This window comes from Allobosea sp. GW821-FHT10B12 (assembly GCF_059415545.1).
The window spans coordinates 321,643-337,759 of record NZ_JBWKNL010000001.1 but is presented as its reverse complement, the minus strand read 5'-3'; the positions used below and the strand labels follow the sequence as shown (position 1 = coordinate 337,759).

The following is a 16,117-nucleotide window of genomic DNA, read 5'->3' as shown; positions in this document are numbered from 1 at the left end:
ATCGGTGGAGCAAGCGCGCTACTGCGCCTTCGCCTGCAGCGCCTCGAAATCCTTGTCGAGCCGGGCGAGCGAGGCCGTGATCCGCTCGCGCCGTTCCCTGATCCAGGCGCCCTGCTCCGCGATTCGGGATTTGGCGCCCGCGAGCATCCGCTCCATCTCGGCCGGCTGCGGGCCGCCTGCAGTCGCGCGGCTGCGCACGATCGCGACGGGATCGAGCGCGGCGCGGAACTCGGCCTCGCTGATCGGGAGCTCGGTCGGATAATCGGTGCCCTTCACCGCCGCGGCATAGATCCGCTTCGCCTCTGCATAGGGAAAGTCGAGCGGCCTGATGTCGTGATCCTTGGCGTGTGTCACGACGTCGGAGGCGAAGTGGTGGCCGACGCGGAAGGGCAGCCTGTATTTGCGCATCAAGAGGTCGGCGAGCTCCTGCGAAGCGGTCCAGTCGCTGTTCAATTCTTCCAACGCTCGCTCGGGGCTGATCACCAGCCCCTTGAGGATGCGATCCCAATTGGCGAGCACGGTGACCGCGCTCTTCACCATCGCGCTGTTGGGCCTGACGTCCTTGGGATCGCTCATCCCCGGCGTGATGTTGTGAGCCTGGATCGCGGCTCCCATCGCGAGCGAGAGCGCGGTCGAAGCTTGCTGGCGCGTGCTGTTGAGCAGGCCGGGATTGCGCTTCTGCGGCATGGCGCTGGAGACATAGGTGTTGCCGTCGCCTTCCTGCAGCAGCATCCAGGGCCGCGCGAAGGCGTATTGGGTCATGACATCCTCGACAAAGGCGCCGGCATGGAGAGCGATGCTGGCGACGATCGCGCCGGCCTCGACCGGGTGCTCGGCCGAAGAGATCTGGCCGGCGTCATAGGCGTTGTCGACGATCGCCGCGAAGCCGAGATAATCGGCCATGCGTTTGCGGTTGAGCGGCCAGCTCGTGCCGTTGAGCACGGTCGTGCCCATCGCCGAGCGGTCGATCCGGGCATAGGCCTCGCGGATGCGCTGGGCGTCGCGCTCGAGGCCGGCGGCATGGCCGAGCAAGGTGTGGCCGAGGCTGTTCGGCTGGGCGGCGACGCCATTGGTATAGTTCGGCACGATCGTCGCCGCGTGCTTCTCCGCCAGCCCGACCAGCGTCGCCGTGGTGCGGTTGAGCTGGTCGGCGAGTGCCAGCATGTCGTCGCGCAGAATCGCGGCACGGTAGGTCGCATGCATGTCCTGGCTGGAGCGGCCGGCGTGCAGCAGCGTGACCTCCTGCCCGCCCGCCGCAATCAGCAGCGGCTCGAAGCTGATCACGGTCGAAGGTCGCTTGCCGCCCGGCTTGGCGCCATCGCTCAGGACCTTGGACAGGCCGGCGGCGATGCGCGGCGCCAGCGCCTTGTCGAGCAGGCCCTCCTCCGTGTTGATCACGGCCGTGGCCTTGTTGATCTCGCCGAGCCAGAAGAACTCGTCGCGGAGGGGTTTTTCCTGGGCCAGGGCTGGGAAAGCTGACATCTGCGCCGCAATTGCCAGCGCAATCACCGATGATCGCACGATCGACCTCCGCTAATGCTCCCCGCCGGGCCGGAGCCTAGCGGGGGCATTGCGGTAGCTCAATCGCGTGCGTTTCAGGCCGCCCGGTCGACCGTCTCGGCAACCCTGCCCTTCTCGCTCATGTAATCCCGCGTCATCGGCAGGGTGCCGAGCCGCTTGGCGAGCTGGAGCTGGAAGACGACGAGGCCGTCATGGCGGAAGCTCGCCTCGGATGCGGCGAGATAGAACTCCCACATCCGCGCGAAGCGCTCGTCATACATCGCGACCGCCTCCTGGCGATGAGCGAGGAAGCGCTCGCGCCAGGCCTTCAGCGTCTCGGCGTAATGCAGGCGCAGCACCTCGACATCGGTGACGATCAGCCCCTCCTGCTCCACCGCCGCCGTGATCTCCGACAGCGCCGGGATATAGCCGCCGGGGAAGATGTATTTGGCGATGAAGGGATTGGTCGCGCCGGGCGGGGTGCTGCGGCCGATCGTGTGGATCAGCGCAACGCCGTCATCCTCGAGCAGGTCGCGGACTTTGCGGAAGTAGTCGCGATAGTAGCCGACGCCGACATGCTCGAACATGCCGACCGAGACGACGCGATCGAAACGCTCGGGCACGGCCCGGTAGTCCTGCAGGCGGAACTCGACCGGCAGTCCCGATTCCTCGGCCCGCTTGCTCGAAGCCGCCAGCTGCTCCTCCGAGAGGGTGATACCGGTGACCTTCGCCCCGGTATCGCGGGCGATCGAGAGGCCGAGCCCGCCCCAGCCCGAGCCGATGTCGAGCACGCGCTGGCCCGGCTTCAGCGAAAGCTTCGCCGCGATGCGACGCTTCTTGGCGGCCTGCGCCTCCTCCAGCGTCGCGTCCGGACGCTCGAAGAAAGCACAGGAATACTGCTGGTCGGCATCGAGGAAGAGCCGGAAGAACTCGCTCTTCAGGTCATAGTGATGACTGACATTGCGCTTCGCCCAGCCTGGGGTGTTGTGCTGCTTCAGTCGCCGCACTGCCGTGCGCAACCGACTCAGCCCTCCCGCCCAGGCCGAAGGCGGCTGTCGCGACAGGCCGCGCACCAAGGTGTCGAGCAACTGGTAGATCGTGCCGCGTTCGACGATGACGCGGCCGTCCATCACCGCCTCGCCCAAGGCGAGCTCGGGATCGAGCGCCAATCTGAATTCTGTTTCGCGGTCGGCGATACGCAACTTGATCGCGGGCGCCGATCCTCGCCCGGCCGAATGGAGTGTTCCATCGGCGAACACAACATCAACCCGCGGCTCGCAAATGAGCCGGGACAACATATTCATCAGCAAACTGCGCATGGCGCCACCTCACGGCAGTGCCCCTTCGCCATCAAAGATGGCGATCACCCGCGGCAGCGTAACAGTGGGTTCGGTGCAAGGCCGATCCTCGTCAGCCGCATGCCGCAGCTGCCAGCCTCCTGACAGGAAAAATGGGGGCGGCGACCCGCTTTTGCCAGCCCGCCCCCCGTCCGGGCCCTATCTGATCATGCCCATGGTGCGCGGCAGCCAGAGCGTCAGCTCGGGGATGAAGGTGATCGCGATCAGGGCCGCGAAGAGCGGGATCAGCCAGGGCAGGATCGCCATGGTGGTGCGCTCGACCGAAAGCTTGGCGACACGCGAGAGCACGAACAGCACCATGCCGAGCGGCGGGTGCAGCAAGCCGATCATCAGGTTGAGCGTCAGGATCAGCCCGAAATGGATCGGGTCGATGCCGAGCTTGAGCGCGATCGGCAGGAGGATCGGCACGACGATGGTGATCGCCGCGATGGTGTCGAGGAAGCAGCCGATGAACAGCAGCAGCAGGTTGACCAGGATCAGGAACACCCATTTGTTCTGGGTGAAGCCGAGGATCAGGTCGGAGAGCAGCTGCGCCGTCTGCGACACCGTCAGCAGCCAGGCGAAGATCGAGGCGGCGGTGACGATGAACAGTACCGAAGCGGTGGTCTCGATCGTGTCGAAGGTCGCCTTGGTCAGGCTGCGCATGGTCATCGAGCGATAGCGCACCAGGCCGAGGAAGAGCGACCAGATCACCGCGGCGGCGGCGGCCTCCGTGGGCGTGAACCAGCCCATGGTCATGCCACCGATCAGGATGACCGGCGTCATCAGCGCCATAACGGCCGAGAAGTTGAAGTAATAGTCCATGGCCAGCAGCACGGCGAGCGCGATGCCGATGGCGAGGTTGGGGTCGAGCCCGGCGAAGACCAGCCCATAGGCCAGGACCGGAAAGCCCATGACGACCAGGACCTCGATGCCGGCAGAGCCGAGCTCGCGCAGCGAGAACTTGGTGTCCGAGCCCCATTTGTAGATGCGGGCAAAGATCGCGACGGTGAGCATCATGAACAGCGTCATGACCACGCCGGGGATGACGCCGCCGAGGAAGAGCGCGCCGATCGAGGTGTTCGCCATCATGCCGTAGATGACGAAGGGCAGGGACGGCGGGATGATCGGACCGAGCGTTGCCGAGGCGGCGGTGACGCCGACCGCGACCTCGGTCGAATAGCCGTGGTCCTTCATCGCCTTGATCTCGATCGTGCCGATGCCGGCGGCATCGGCGATCGCGGTGCCCGACATGCCGGAGAAGATCACCGAGCCGATGATGTTGACCTGGGCGAGGCCGCCGCGCATCCAGCCGACGAGGGCGACGGAGAAGGAGTAGATGCGGCCGGTGACGCCGGCGATGTTCATCAGATTGCCGGCGAGGATGAAGAAGGGCACCGCCAGCAGCGGGAAGCTCTCGACGCCGGCGATCATGCGCTGCGCCAGGATCACGTCCGGCACGGTGCCGGAAACGAGGATGAAGGCAAGCGAGGCGACGGCCATCGAGATGGCGACCGGCACGCCGAGCACCATCAGGCCGAGGAAGGTTCCGAGCAGGATCAGCATGGGTCAGGCCTCCGAGCCGTCGAAGGCCGAGGGACGTTCCAGCACGGAGTAGCCCCGGCGCCAATTCTGCCAGGCGACCTGGATCGAGCGCAGCGTCATCAGCGCGAAGGCGACGACGACGGCGTAGAACACCGGCGATTTCGGGAACTGGATCGTCGTCATCATCTCGTCGGGGATGAGCTCGGCATAGCGATGCACCAGCACCGTGCCATAGGCGAAGAAGCCGATGCGGATGACATCTACGGCGGTCGAGAGCGCCCGGCCCGCACCATGCGAGAGATAGCGGTAGAGGAAGTCGACCTGGATGTGCCTGGAGGCGCGCACGCAGAGCGAGGAGCCGAGGAAGACCACGACGATCAGCGCATAGATCGCGATCTCCTCGGTCCAGGCGAAGCTGTCATTGAGAACGTAGCGGGTGAAGAACTGCGCCACGACGCAGGCGACCATCAGCCAGAAGGCGGCCAGCGTCGCCCAGTCCTCGAGGCCGTAGCCGGAGAGGTCGGCCGGCGGCGGCGCCTCGTCGAAGACGTGGGCGATCTCCTCGCTGGTGACTTGGGTATGGACTTCCGGCGTCGTGGTCATGGCATGGTCTTCTGTTCGACGGAATGCGGGAACCTCGCCGTCTTTCCGGGGCAGGCCGAAGGCCTGAGCCCGGAACCCAGAACCGATGCGGGCGTCCGCCGGAGTGAGACGGCCACCGCGCCTTGCCTGAAACGGCATCGGCTCTGGATTCCGGGCTCGCCGCTACGCGGCGCCCCGGAATGACGGAGGAGTCACTTGATCGCCTGGATCCGCTCCCAGTCGGCCTTGCGATAGCCGTACTGCTCGAAGGTCACGTTCTTCTGGACCGCGGCGAGGAAGTCGGCCTTGTCGATCTCGGTGACCGAGAGGCCCTTGTCCTTGAAGACCTGGACGAGCTTGGTTTCGTCCGCCTGGATCTTCTTGGTGGCGCGCTCGGCCGCCTCCTGGGCGACGTCGGTGAAGATCTTCTTGTCCTCGGGCGGGAGCTTGGCCCAGAGCTGCTTCGAGACGACCGTGTTGAGGTGGTCGACGATGTGGCCGGTGAGCACGATGTGCTTCTGCACTTCGTAGAACTTCTTGGCGTCGATGGTGTTGAGCGGATTCTCCTGCGCCTCGACGGTGCCGTTCTGGAGCGCCAGATAGACCTCGGCGAAGGCGATCGGCGTGGTGTTGGCGCCGCAGGCGCGCGGCATGGCGAGATAGGCCGGCACGTCGGGCACGCGGATCTTCAGGCCCTTCATGTCGGCGCAGGTCTTGATCGGCTTGTTCGAGGTGGTGTGGCGCGTGCCGTAATAGGTCACGGCCAGGATCTGGTGGCCGCTCTTCTCCTCATAGCCCTTGGCCATCTCCTTGAAGACGTCGCTCTTCACATAGGCGAGGAGATGGTCGGGGCCGCGGAAGATGAAGGGGTAGTAGGTCACGCCGATCGGCGGATAGGCGCGCGCCGCGAAGCTCGAGCCCGAGATGATCATGTCGACCGTACCGAGCGTCAGGCCCTGGTTGATGTCGGTCTCCTTGCCGAGCTGCGAAGCCGGATAGACCGTGATCTCGTATTTGCCGTTGCTGCGCTTCTTGATCTCCTCGGCAGCCCAGACCGACTCCGTGTGGAAGGGCTCGGAGGTTTCGTAGACATGGGCCCATTTCAGCTTGGTCTGGGCCTGCGCCGGCGCGCCGGCGAAAAGAGCGCCGGCGGCGAGCGCGGCGAGGGCGTAGTGCAACTTCATGGTCAGTCCTCCCTGGAACTCTCGGATATGATCGAAGCCTGCGTCATTTGATCGGCCGCGGCCGGCGTTGACGCTCGCCTGCCCGCTTGAGGTCGGTGTCACCGAAGCTCTGCGAAAAGCGCTCCTGCGAGGCCTGGAGATGGGCGTACATCGCCGCGCGCGCCGCATCGCGATCGCCGTTGGCGAGTGCAGCAAGGATGGCGCGGTGCTCGCGCGCCGCGGTGCGCCAGGATTCCTCGTTCTCGAAATACTGCGCGAGCTGGCGGAAATACGGGCTCATGCGCTGGTCGAAGAGCTCGCCGACACAGCGCACCAGCACGGTGTTGCCCAGCATCGCCGCGATCTCGACATGGAAGGCGCGATCGAGCGCGATCAGCCGTTCGGCCGGCAAACCCGGCGGCTCCATCTGGTCGAGAATGCCGGCGAGTTCGGTCAGATGCTCCGGCGTCGCCTGCCCTGCCGCCTCGGCCGCGACCGCGCCCTCGATCAGCCGGCGTGCCGCCAGCACCTCGAACGGCCCCTCGACGGGAAAGCCCGCTCCGGCGAGTTGCGCGGCGGCCTGGGCGGGATCGACGACATAGACCCCCGAGCCCATGCGGATGCGCACCCGGCCCTCGACTTCGAGCGCGATCAGGGCCTCGCGCACCGAGGGACGGGAGACGCCGAGCTTCTCGGCGAGCTCGCGTTCGGGCGGCAGGCGGCTGCCGACCGGGAATTCATGCTGGTCGATGAGATGGCGCAATTGATCGGCGATCTGCCGATAAAGACGCGGCGACTCGACGACTGCGAGCGGCATCGCTCCCCGGACCCTTCCCTGCGCCGCCTGTTTGGGACGGCTTCGATTTGGCCATGTGGTCAGGCCAATTTCGACAGGGAAGGAACCACCATACCGGTCCGGAGTCAACCGGTATGGTGGCTTAGGCCCTCAGTGTCCCTCGGCCGCCAGCACCGCCTCGACGCGGATCTCCTCGACCAGCCGCTCCTTCAGCGCGACGAATTCCGGCGAGGTCTTGATCGTGTAGGGCCGAGGATGAGGCAGCTCGACCGGGATATCGGCCTTGATCCGCCCCGGCCTCGCACTCATCACCACGACGCGCGAGCCGACGAAGATCGCTTCCTCGATGTCGTGGGTGACGAAGAGCACGGTCTTCTGCTCGCGCTCCCAGATGCCGAGCAGCATTTCCTGCATCAGCGCGCGGGTCTGGTTGTCGAGCGCGCCGAAGGGCTCGTCGAGCAGCAGGATTTTTGGATCGTTGGCGAGCGCACGCGCTATCGCGGTGCGCTGCTGCATGCCGCCGGAGAGCTGCTTGGGGAAATGGTCGACGAAGCCGGCGAGGCCGACGCGTTCGGCCCATTTGCGGGCGATGCCGAGGCGCTCGCGCTCGGGCACGCCCTTCTCGCGCAGGCCGAAGGCGATGTTCTGCACCACGCTCAGCCAGGGGAAGAGCGTATAGCTCTGGAAGACGAAGCCGCGATCGGCGCCCGGCCCGGTGACGGGGGCGCCGTCGAGCAGGATCTTGCCCTCGCTCGCCGTCTCCAGCCCGCCGATGATGCGCAGCAGCGTCGACTTCCCGCAGCCGGAGGGGCCGAGAATGGTGATGAAGTCGTTGTCGGCAACGGTGAGCGAGGTCGGCATCAGCGCGCGCGTCGCCTGGCCCTTGCCACGCGCCGGAAAGACCTTGCCGACCTGGTCGATCAGAAGCTTGCTCATGCTTGCGCCCACGGAAACAGGCGCTGGTTGACCGCCTTGAAGAGAAAATCCGAGATCAGCCCGATCAGGCCGATGACGATGATGCCGAAGATGATCTGCCCGGTGTTGAGCAGCGCCTGGCTGTCGGTGATCATGTGGCCGATGCCGGAGGAGGAGCCGATCAATTCTGCGACGATGACATAAGTCCAGGCCCAGCCGAGGACGAGGCGGAAAATCTCGGCGATCTCCGGCGCGGCATTGGGCAGGAGCACCCGGCGCACCACCGAGGAATCGCTGGCGCCCAGCGTATAGGCAGCGTCGACCAGGTCGCGCCTGATGCCGCCGACCGCGACCGCGATCATCAGCACGAGCTGGAAGAACGAGCCGATGAAGATGACGAGCAATTTCTGCGTCTCGCCGATGCCGGCCCAGAGGATCAAGAGCGGGATGAAGGCCGAGGCCGGCAGATAGCGCGCGAAGGAGACGAAAGGCTCGAGGAAGGCCTCGACCGGCTTGTAGGCGCCCATGGCGATGCCAAGCGGCAGCGCCACGATCACCGCCAGGATGAAGCCGCCCAGCACCCGCCAGATCGTCATGCCGATGTCGAACAGGAAGCCGTGATTGACGAGCAGGTTCCAGCCTTCGCCGACCATGGTCAGCGGATCGGCGAGGAAGAGCTTCTGGACATAGCCGCCGAAGGTCGCGACCGACCAGACGACGACGAAGAGCGCGAAGAAGGCGACGCCGTAGCCGACACGGGCGGCGGCGGAGACCGGCTGAAGTGGTTTCATCGTCTGAGACTTGTTTCCTTCACGAGAGCGGCGAGTTCACGCCAGGGCTCGATGGACCAGTAGCCGGAGGCTGCCCCGGAGGTGGAGGGCAGGATGAAGACGCTAGCACCGGCGAGCGGCGCGGACCGCAGGCCATAGCCGAGCCTGTCGCCCCTCACCTCTCCCAGGGCAGCCTGGGCGGCACGCTTGCCGTTGAACGCGACGATCGCCGGAGCATGCTGATGAATCTTGACCAGGAAGCCGGCGATATCGAAATGCTGCGGCGTCAGCGCCGTGTCGGGGCCGGACGTCCCCTTGGCGACATCGGTGAAGCCGATGCCGTAGCGCGGCAGCTCCCGGAAATCCGCGGGGCCGAGCGGCTCAGGGATCAGCCCGGTCTCGAACAGGGTCTTCCAGAACTTGTTGCCGGGACCGGCATAGTAGGCGCCCCGCCGGGCAGAGGCTGCTCCGGCCTGCGTGCCGCAGAAGACGACATGCAGGCCGGCGCTCAGCACATCCGGCAGGACATCACCGCTCACTTGCCGGCGACGTACTTCGTCTCGACCAGCGTGGCGATGTCGGGCTTGGCCTTGATCAGGCCGATCTCGAGCAGCAGCTCGGCCGCCTTGGTGGTGAAGGCCTGCCACTCGCCGGCGAAGAAGGCCTTGTTGCCGGCGGCATCCGACCAGCGCAGATAGCCGGCCGACTTGCCGAACTGCTCGCCGGTCTGCTTCACATCGGCGCCCATGATGCCATAGGCCTTGGCCTGATCGGCCTTGATCAGCTCCAGCGCCTCGAAATAGCTCTTGGTCAGCGCTACGGCAGCGGCGTCGTTCTCGGCGAGGAATTTCGGCGTGCAGCCGAAGGTGTCCATCACCATCGGGTAGTCGAGCGTGGTGGCGATGATCTTGCCGGCCTCGGGCTTCTCGCGCACGGCCGAGAGATAGGGTTCATAGGTCATGGCGGCGTCGTTCTGGCCGGCGATGAAGGCCTGCGCAGCCGGGCCGGGCTCCATGTTGACGACGCTGACGTCCTTCACCGACATGCCGTTTTCCTTGAGGATCCAGGCGAGGGCGAAATAGGGCGAGGTGCCGGGCGCGGAGGCTGCCACCGTCTTGCCCTTCAGGTCCTTGATCGAGCTGGTCGAGCCGCGCACCGCCATGCCGTCGGCGCCATAGCTCTTGTCGAGCTGGAATATCTGCTTGGTCTTGATGCCGACGGCGTCCCAGACGATCCAGGTCTCGACCGTGGTCGCGGCGCACTGGATGTCACCCGAGGCGATGGCGAGGTGGCGGTCCTTCTGCGGGATCTTCTTGATCGAGACGTCGAGCCCGTTCTTGGCGAAGATGCCGGCCTCCTTGGCCAGCACCAGCGGCGCGAAGCCGGTCCAGCCGGAGATGCCGACATTGACCTTGGTCTGCGCCTGCGCGCCGCCGGCGGCCATGAGAGCCGCAAGACCGATCCCGGCCAACATCCCGATACGCTTGATACCCGTCATGACGAACCCTTCCCCTCTTGTTTCCGCCTGTGGCAGACACCCCGGCCAACGCAGCCCGATGGCGCCCGATAAAGCAAGCTTCGTTCCAGATCACGTTAAATGCATATGCAAACCGGTCAAGGCGGCATCACCCGGACTTGGGAAAGCAATGACATTCTCTTGTTTGACACTGCGGTAGCGATCCCTTCCCCTCGGCATGACAGGCGCGGTGCGCCTTTGGCTATGAAAGAGGTCTTCCCGGATGAATGGCGCCGACCGCCTGTGCGACACGCTGCTGGTCAACGATGTCGATGTCTGCTTCGCCAATCCCGGCACCTCGGAAATGCATTTCGTCGCGGCGCTCGACCGCAAGCCGCAGATGCGCTGCGTGCTCGGCCTGTTCGAAGGCGTCGTCACCGGCGCGGCCGACGGCTATGCCCGCATGGCCGACAAGCCGGCGGCGACGCTGCTGCATTGCGGGCCCGGCATGGCGAACGCGCTCGCCAACATGCACAATGCGAAGCGCGCCAATACGCCGATGATCAACGTGGTCGGCGACCACGCGACCTACCATCTCCAGCACGATGCGCCGCTGACCAGCGACATCGAGAGCCTGGCCTGGCCCATGTCGCAATTCGTGCGCCGCATCGCTTCGCCGGAGGATGTCGGCCCGGCGATCGGCGAAGCCTATGCCGCCTCGCTCTCGCTGCCCGGCGTCACCACCGTGATCCTGCCGGCCGATTGCGCCTGGGGCAGCGTCGAGCCGGCGGAACTGAAGCGCACGCCGGTGCCGGCGCCGAAGCAGGTCGATGCGGCCCGGATTCGCGCGGTCGCCGGCCTGCTGCGCAAGCACGGCTCGCGCGCCGCGATCATGCTGACCGGCTCGGCGCTGCGCGAGGGGCCGATGGCGATGGCGGCGCGGGTCTGCGCCGCGACCGGCGCGCAGATCTTCGCACAGATGTCGAACGGGCGGATCGAGCGCGGCGCCGGCCGCGTCGCTATCCCGAAGGTGTTCTATCCGATCGACATGGCGCTGCAGCAGCTCGCCAATATCGACCTGCTCGTCCTGATCGGCGCCAAGGTACCGGTCGGCTTCTTCGCCTATCCCGGCAAGCCGGGCCGGCTCGTCCACGAGAACTGCCAGGTCGAGCAACTGGCCGTGCAAGGCGACGACCTGCCGGATGCGATCGCGGCGCTGGCCGACGAGCTCTCCGCCAAGGCGACGCCGCCCGCCTTCATCGCCGCGCCGCAGAAGGCGGACAACGCGCTGCCGACCGGGACGCTCGACGCCGACAAGGTCTGCACCATCGTGGCGCGGCTCCTGCCGGAGAACGCGATCATCTGCGACGAATCCGTCTCGTCGGGCCGCAGCTTCTACTATGACTGCCATGGCGCGCCGCAGCACGACTATATCCAGCTCACCGGCGGCGCGATCGGCGAAGGCATTCCGCTCTGCGTCGGCGCCGCCGTTGCCTGCCCCGACCGCAAGGTCATCGGCATGCAGGCCGACGGCTCCGGCATGTACACGGTGCAGGGCCTCTGGACGCAGGCGCGCGAGAATCTCGACGTCGTCACCGTCGTCTTCGCCAACCGGACCTATGCGATCCTGCACGGCGAGATGCGCAATGTCGGCGTCAATGATTTCGGCCGCAACGCCAAGCTGATGCTCAATCTCGACGAGCCGGCGCTCGACTGGGTGTCGATGGCGAAGGGCATGGGTGTCGAGGCCGGCCGCGCGACGACGGCGGAAGAATTCGCCAGGCTGTTCAAGGGAGCGCTCGGCCGCAAGGGGCCGTTCCTGATCGAGGCGGTGATCTGAGCTGCGGACCTGCGCCGTAACCAAACGCGACGACATGGCGAATTCGCATGTCGATACTTATCTCGGCGGCAGCAAGGAGGTTTGACATGACGGAACGTGCTGTACTCGCAGGCGGTTGCTTCTGGGGCATGCAGGACCTGATCCGCAAGCTCCCCGGCGTCGAGACGACAAGGGTCGGCTATACCGGCGGCGACGTGAAGAACGCGACCTATCGCAATCACGGCAGCCATGCCGAGGGGATCGAGATCAGCTTCGACCCCGCCAAGATCGGCTACCGGCAGCTGGTGGAGTTCTTCTTCCAGATCCACGACCCGACCACGCTGAACCGCCAGGGCAACGACCTCGGCACCAGCTATCGCTCGGGCATCTACTATGTCGACGAGGCCCAGAAGAAGATCGCCGAGGAGGTGATCGCCGAGGTGAACGCCTCCGGACGCTGGCCGGGCAAGGTGGTTACCGAGGTCAAGCCCGAAGGCGATTTCTGGGAGGCCGAGCCGGAGCACCAGGATTATCTCGAGCGTTATCCGGCCGGCTACACCTGCCACTGGGTCCGTCCGGACTGGGTGCTGCCGCGGCGTGAGGCGGCGGAATAGCGGAGTTCAAAGGCCGCGCACGGCCGTTGATGCAGCCCCTTCTCCCCTCGGGGGAGAAGGTCCCGGCAGGGGGATGAGGGCGCTACGACTGGGTGAACGACAAAGGGCCGCTTACGCGGCCCTTCCCTCATCCGACCCGGCTATGCCGGGCCACCTTCTCCCCCGAGGGGAGAAGGATAAACCTCAATCTTTGAACCCACCCAGGAAGGCATCGAGGCAATCGCCGATCGCCTCGATCGCGTAGCCGCCCTCCTGCACCACCAGGGTCGGCAGGCCGAGCGCCTTCACCCGCTCGCCGATCGTGCCGAAATCGGCGGCTTCGAGCTTGAGCACGCCGATCGGGTCGTCCTTGTGGGCGTCATAGCCGAGGGCGATCACCAGGACCTCGGCACCGAATTCGCGGATGGCGCGGCCGGCGCGGTCGACCGCCGCCTCCATCTCGGCGCCGCCGGCGCCGGGGGCGAGCGGCAAATTGAGGTTGAAGCCCTCCCCTGCCCCGTTGCCGCGCTCGTCCTCATAGCCGGTGAAGAAGGGATAATAGTTCACCGGGTCGGCATGGACCGAGATCGTCAGCACATCGTTCCGGCGATAGAAGATCTGCTGGGTGCCGTCGCCATGGTGGGCGTCGACATCGAGGATCGCGACCTTGCCGAATTTGCTGCGCAGGCGCTGCGCCGCGATCGCAGTGTTGTTGAGATAGCAGAAGCCGGAGGCGCGGTCGGCGCGGGCATGATGGCCCGACGGACGGCAGAGCGAATAGACCGCGCGCTCGCCGGCGAGGATCGCCTCGGCGCCCGAGACCGCGGTCTCGGCCGAGCGCAAGGTCGAGAGCCAGCAATGCTCGCCGACCGGCACGGACATGTCGCCGAGATACCAGCCCATCTGGCCGACGATCCCGGTCGGGCGGCAGGGCGGGCGGACATCCTCGTCGGTGCGGCCACTCCAATAGGGGAAGGTATTGGGCCAGGCCTCGGGCCCGCGCTCGGGCAGAGCGAGCCAGCGCTGCCACAGCCCCTCGAGGAAGCGGACGAAGCCTTCGTCATGGACCGCAAGCACCGGCCCGGTGCCATGCTCGGCCGGACGCTCGGGCGTGATGCCGTGCTTCGCCAGCGCGCCGAGCAGCCGCTCGGTCCGCTCCGGCAGGTCCTTCGGCGCGACGATCTGGCCGAAGCGCATATATTGCTGCGGATCGTGCTTGGACTGGTCGGGATGATAGAAGGCGCGCATGCAAGGCTCCGGTCTTTGATGCCGGCATAGCGCCACGAAAACCACGTCGCGACCAGTGCGCCTGATCAGGCGGCGGCACTATCCCCGTGCATGGCGTCGCCCTTGGGCAGCAGGTCGGGCAGCTGCAGCAGCCAGGGCACGCGATTGGCGGGCGCCGGCTTGGCGTAGCGATAGCCCTGGGCGAAGCGGCAGCCCTGCTCTTTCAGGAATGCCTCCTGCTCGGCGGTCTCGACGCCCTCGGCGATGACGTCGAGGCGCAGATCGGCGGCAAGCTGGAGCAATGCCCGCACGATCGCCGCATCACCGCCATTCTCGGTGACATGGCTGACGAAGCCGCGATCGATCTTGAGCGCATCGACTGGGAAGCGCTTGAGATGGGTGAGCGAGGCGTAGCCGGTGCCGAAATCGTCGAGCGCGACGCGCAGGCCCGCGGCGCGCAGCGTCTTCAGCGTGCGCTCGGCCTCGTCGGCATTGCGGGTGAGCAGCACGGTCTCGGTGACCTCGACCCCGAAATGGCTGGCCGGGACGCCGGCCGCAGCCAATTGCCCGAGCAGGCGCTCCGGCAGCGCCGGATCGCGGAAGACGCTGGCCGCGAGATTGACGCAGATATGGCCGACATCGAGGCCGGCATCGAGCCAGCGCCGCAGGTCGTTCACCACGGCTGCGATGATCGCATCGCTGATCCCGGCGGCGATCTCGGCGTCCTGGAAGCCTTCCTGGAAGGCGGCCGCCGGAATGATCCCCCGCTCGGAATGGCGCCAGCGCGCCAGGGCCTCGAAGCCGGCGATCCGGCCGGTGTCGAGCGCGACCTGCGGCTGGTAGTAGGGCAGGATACGCTCTTCCTTCAACGCCCCGGCCAGCCCCTGGCAGACGGCGACGCGGCGCGCCATCGCGGCCCGCATCGCCGGCTCGTAGACGACGGCCATGTTGCGGCCGTTGGCCTTGGCCCGGTAGAGCGCGAGATCGGCGTCTTTCATCAATTCGACGCCGTCGCGGTCATGCTCGGGCGCCAGCGCGATGCCGAGGCTGGCCCGGGTCGCGATCGTCTGCCCGGCATGTTCGCAGGGCTGGCGCAGCACCTCGATCAATGCTTCGCCCTTGACCAGCGCCTGCAGTCCCGTCAGCCGCTGCGTCGAGAGTACGACGAACTCGTCGCCGCCGAGCCGGGCGACGAGCTCGTCCGGACCGATCGCAGCCGCGAGCCGCTTACCCGCCTCGATCAGCAGCGCGTCGCCGGCATCGTGGCCGAGCGTGTCGTTGATCGACTTGAAGTCGTCGAGATCGATCAGGAAGAGGCCGACAGCCCCGCCCTTGCTCGCCATCCGCGCCAGCGCCTGCTGCATCCGCTCGCCGAACAGCAAACGGTTCGGCAGGCCGGTCAGCGCGTCATGCGTCGCCTGCCGGCGGGTGCGGGCCTCGGCCGCCTTGCGGTCAGTGATGTCGACGATGCCAGCAACGACGGCCGGTGTTTCACCGATCGGCAGCGTCGTCGCGGTGATCAACACGTCGCGGATGGCGCCGCTGCCGTCGCGCACCTGCGCCTCATGGCCCTCGATCTGGTCGTGGTCGTTGAGCAGGCGGGCGATGACGCGACGATTGCCGCCGTCGAGCAGCACGTCCTGGACCTGCGCCTGCGTGACCTCGTCACCGAAATAGCGCTTCGCCGCATCGTTGCCGCGCAGGAAGCGGCCCTCGCCGCGCGAGGTGACGATCAGCGGGATCGGCACGGCCATGAAGACGCGCTCGATCATCGCCTGGCTGGCACCGAGCTCGTTCTTGGCCTGGCGCTCGGCCTGGGTCGCTGCCCATTCGAGCCGGCGCAGGCGGTTGCCATGCACGACGACCAGCCCGAGCGCGAAATTGAGCATGACGAGGACAAGGATCAAGCCGAGCAGCGTCGTGGGTAGCGGCCCGCCGCCGAGATAGCCGGCGAGCATCAGCGCGCTGCAACCCAGCCCCAGCGTCATCGTCCAGCGGAAAGAGGTCGGCGACACCAGATAGAAGATCGACGGCAGCATCAGCACGACGAAGAGCGCGAGATCGCTGCGTGACGACACCAGCAGCGCGACCATCAGCCCGGTCGAGACCTCCCAGAGGATCAGCACGGCTTGCGCCTGCGAAAAGCGCGTCGCCTTGCGCACCAATGCGAAGCAGAGCAGCGAGGCGAAGACGACCATCAGCCGCGCCGGCACGGCGACGAAGAAGTGCGGCGTGCCGTGGAAGCGCCAGTCGCTGGCGAGGAAGAGCGTGTTGAGCACCGCCGAGATCAGGAAGATCAGCCGGCACTGCCGCAGCGTCTCGCCGAAGCGCGCATCGCGAAACGCCGCTTCGCGGGCGGAATCACGAAATTCGCCACCAAATCGAAACAGGCCGTCGCGCGTCATGCCGTACCC

General features: G+C 66.5%; 14 protein-coding genes. 2 read left to right on the top strand and 12 right to left on the bottom strand.

Going from position 1 to position 16,117, the window contains the following annotated elements; all coding sequences use genetic code 11:
• Positions 1-18: 18 nt before the first annotated feature.
• From AC07O0_RS01630 to AC07O0_RS01585, 10 genes are all read right to left on the bottom strand, one after another.
• Positions 19-1,482: a lyase family protein gene (locus AC07O0_RS01630; protein ID WP_494619477.1), complete on the bottom strand. Its 1,464-nt coding sequence runs from the start codon at positions 1,480-1,482 to the stop codon at positions 19-21.
• A 113-nt stretch (positions 1,483-1,595) separates the two neighbouring features.
• Complete coding sequence (locus AC07O0_RS01625; RefSeq protein ID WP_494620636.1) at positions 1,596-2,798, bottom strand: class I SAM-dependent methyltransferase; 1,203 nt, start codon at positions 2,796-2,798, stop codon at positions 1,596-1,598.
• Between the two features lie 198 nt (positions 2,799-2,996).
• Entirely contained in the window at positions 2,997-4,403 is a 1,407-nt protein-coding gene (locus AC07O0_RS01620; protein ID WP_494619476.1) for a TRAP transporter large permease, read from the bottom strand.
• Between the two features lie 3 nt (positions 4,404-4,406).
• Positions 4,407-4,985, bottom strand: a complete 579-nt coding sequence (locus tag AC07O0_RS01615) for a TRAP transporter small permease (RefSeq protein WP_494619474.1) — start codon at positions 4,983-4,985, stop codon at positions 4,407-4,409.
• A gap of 191 nt (positions 4,986-5,176) precedes the next feature.
• Entirely contained in the window at positions 5,177-6,148 is a 972-nt protein-coding gene (locus AC07O0_RS01610; RefSeq protein WP_494619472.1) for a sialic acid TRAP transporter substrate-binding protein SiaP, read from the bottom strand.
• A 43-nt stretch (positions 6,149-6,191) separates the two neighbouring features.
• Positions 6,192-6,944, bottom strand: coding sequence for a FadR/GntR family transcriptional regulator (locus AC07O0_RS01605; protein WP_494619471.1), 753 nt, complete (start codon positions 6,942-6,944; stop codon positions 6,192-6,194).
• 129 nt (positions 6,945-7,073) lie between these two features.
• Positions 7,074-7,859 carry an ABC transporter ATP-binding protein gene (locus AC07O0_RS01600; protein WP_494619469.1) on the bottom strand — a complete coding sequence of 262 codons (786 nt, stop codon included), beginning with the start codon at positions 7,857-7,859 and terminating at the stop codon, positions 7,074-7,076.
• The gene (locus AC07O0_RS01595; protein WP_494619467.1) at positions 7,856-8,629 is read right to left on the bottom strand and encodes an ABC transporter permease; all 774 of its coding nucleotides are present in this window, start codon (positions 8,627-8,629) and stop codon (positions 7,856-7,858) included. Before AC07O0_RS01595 ends, AC07O0_RS01600 begins: the two co-directional genes overlap by 4 nt.
• Positions 8,626-9,147: a mismatch-specific DNA-glycosylase gene (locus AC07O0_RS01590; RefSeq protein WP_494619465.1), complete on the bottom strand. Its 522-nt coding sequence runs from the start codon at positions 9,145-9,147 to the stop codon at positions 8,626-8,628. The genes AC07O0_RS01595 and AC07O0_RS01590 overlap by 4 nt, the downstream gene beginning before the upstream one ends.
• Positions 9,144-10,082 (bottom strand): ABC transporter substrate-binding protein, encoded by a 939-nt coding sequence (locus AC07O0_RS01585; protein WP_494620634.1) that lies wholly within the window; start codon positions 10,080-10,082, stop codon positions 9,144-9,146. Before AC07O0_RS01585 ends, AC07O0_RS01590 begins: the two co-directional genes overlap by 4 nt.
• Before the next feature lie 265 nt (positions 10,083-10,347).
• Between AC07O0_RS01585 and AC07O0_RS01580 the strand changes: the two genes are divergently transcribed.
• Positions 10,348-11,904, top strand: coding sequence for an acetolactate synthase large subunit (locus tag AC07O0_RS01580; protein ID WP_494619464.1), 1,557 nt, complete (start codon positions 10,348-10,350; stop codon positions 11,902-11,904).
• An 86-nt stretch (positions 11,905-11,990) separates the two neighbouring features.
• Positions 11,991-12,497, top strand: a complete 507-nt coding sequence (gene msrA / locus AC07O0_RS01575) for a peptide-methionine (S)-S-oxide reductase MsrA (protein ID WP_494619462.1) — start codon at positions 11,991-11,993, stop codon at positions 12,495-12,497.
• A gap of 183 nt (positions 12,498-12,680) precedes the next feature.
• On the opposite strand, the gene AC07O0_RS01570 is transcribed toward msrA, so the two are convergent.
• On the bottom strand, positions 12,681-13,724 hold the full coding sequence (locus AC07O0_RS01570; RefSeq protein WP_494619461.1) for a histone deacetylase family protein: 1,044 nt from the start codon (positions 13,722-13,724) through the stop codon (positions 12,681-12,683).
• Between the two features lie 65 nt (positions 13,725-13,789).
• Positions 13,790-16,108, bottom strand: coding sequence for a putative bifunctional diguanylate cyclase/phosphodiesterase (locus tag AC07O0_RS01565; RefSeq protein ID WP_494619460.1), 2,319 nt, complete (start codon positions 16,106-16,108; stop codon positions 13,790-13,792).
• Between the last annotated feature and the right edge of the window lie 9 nt (positions 16,109-16,117).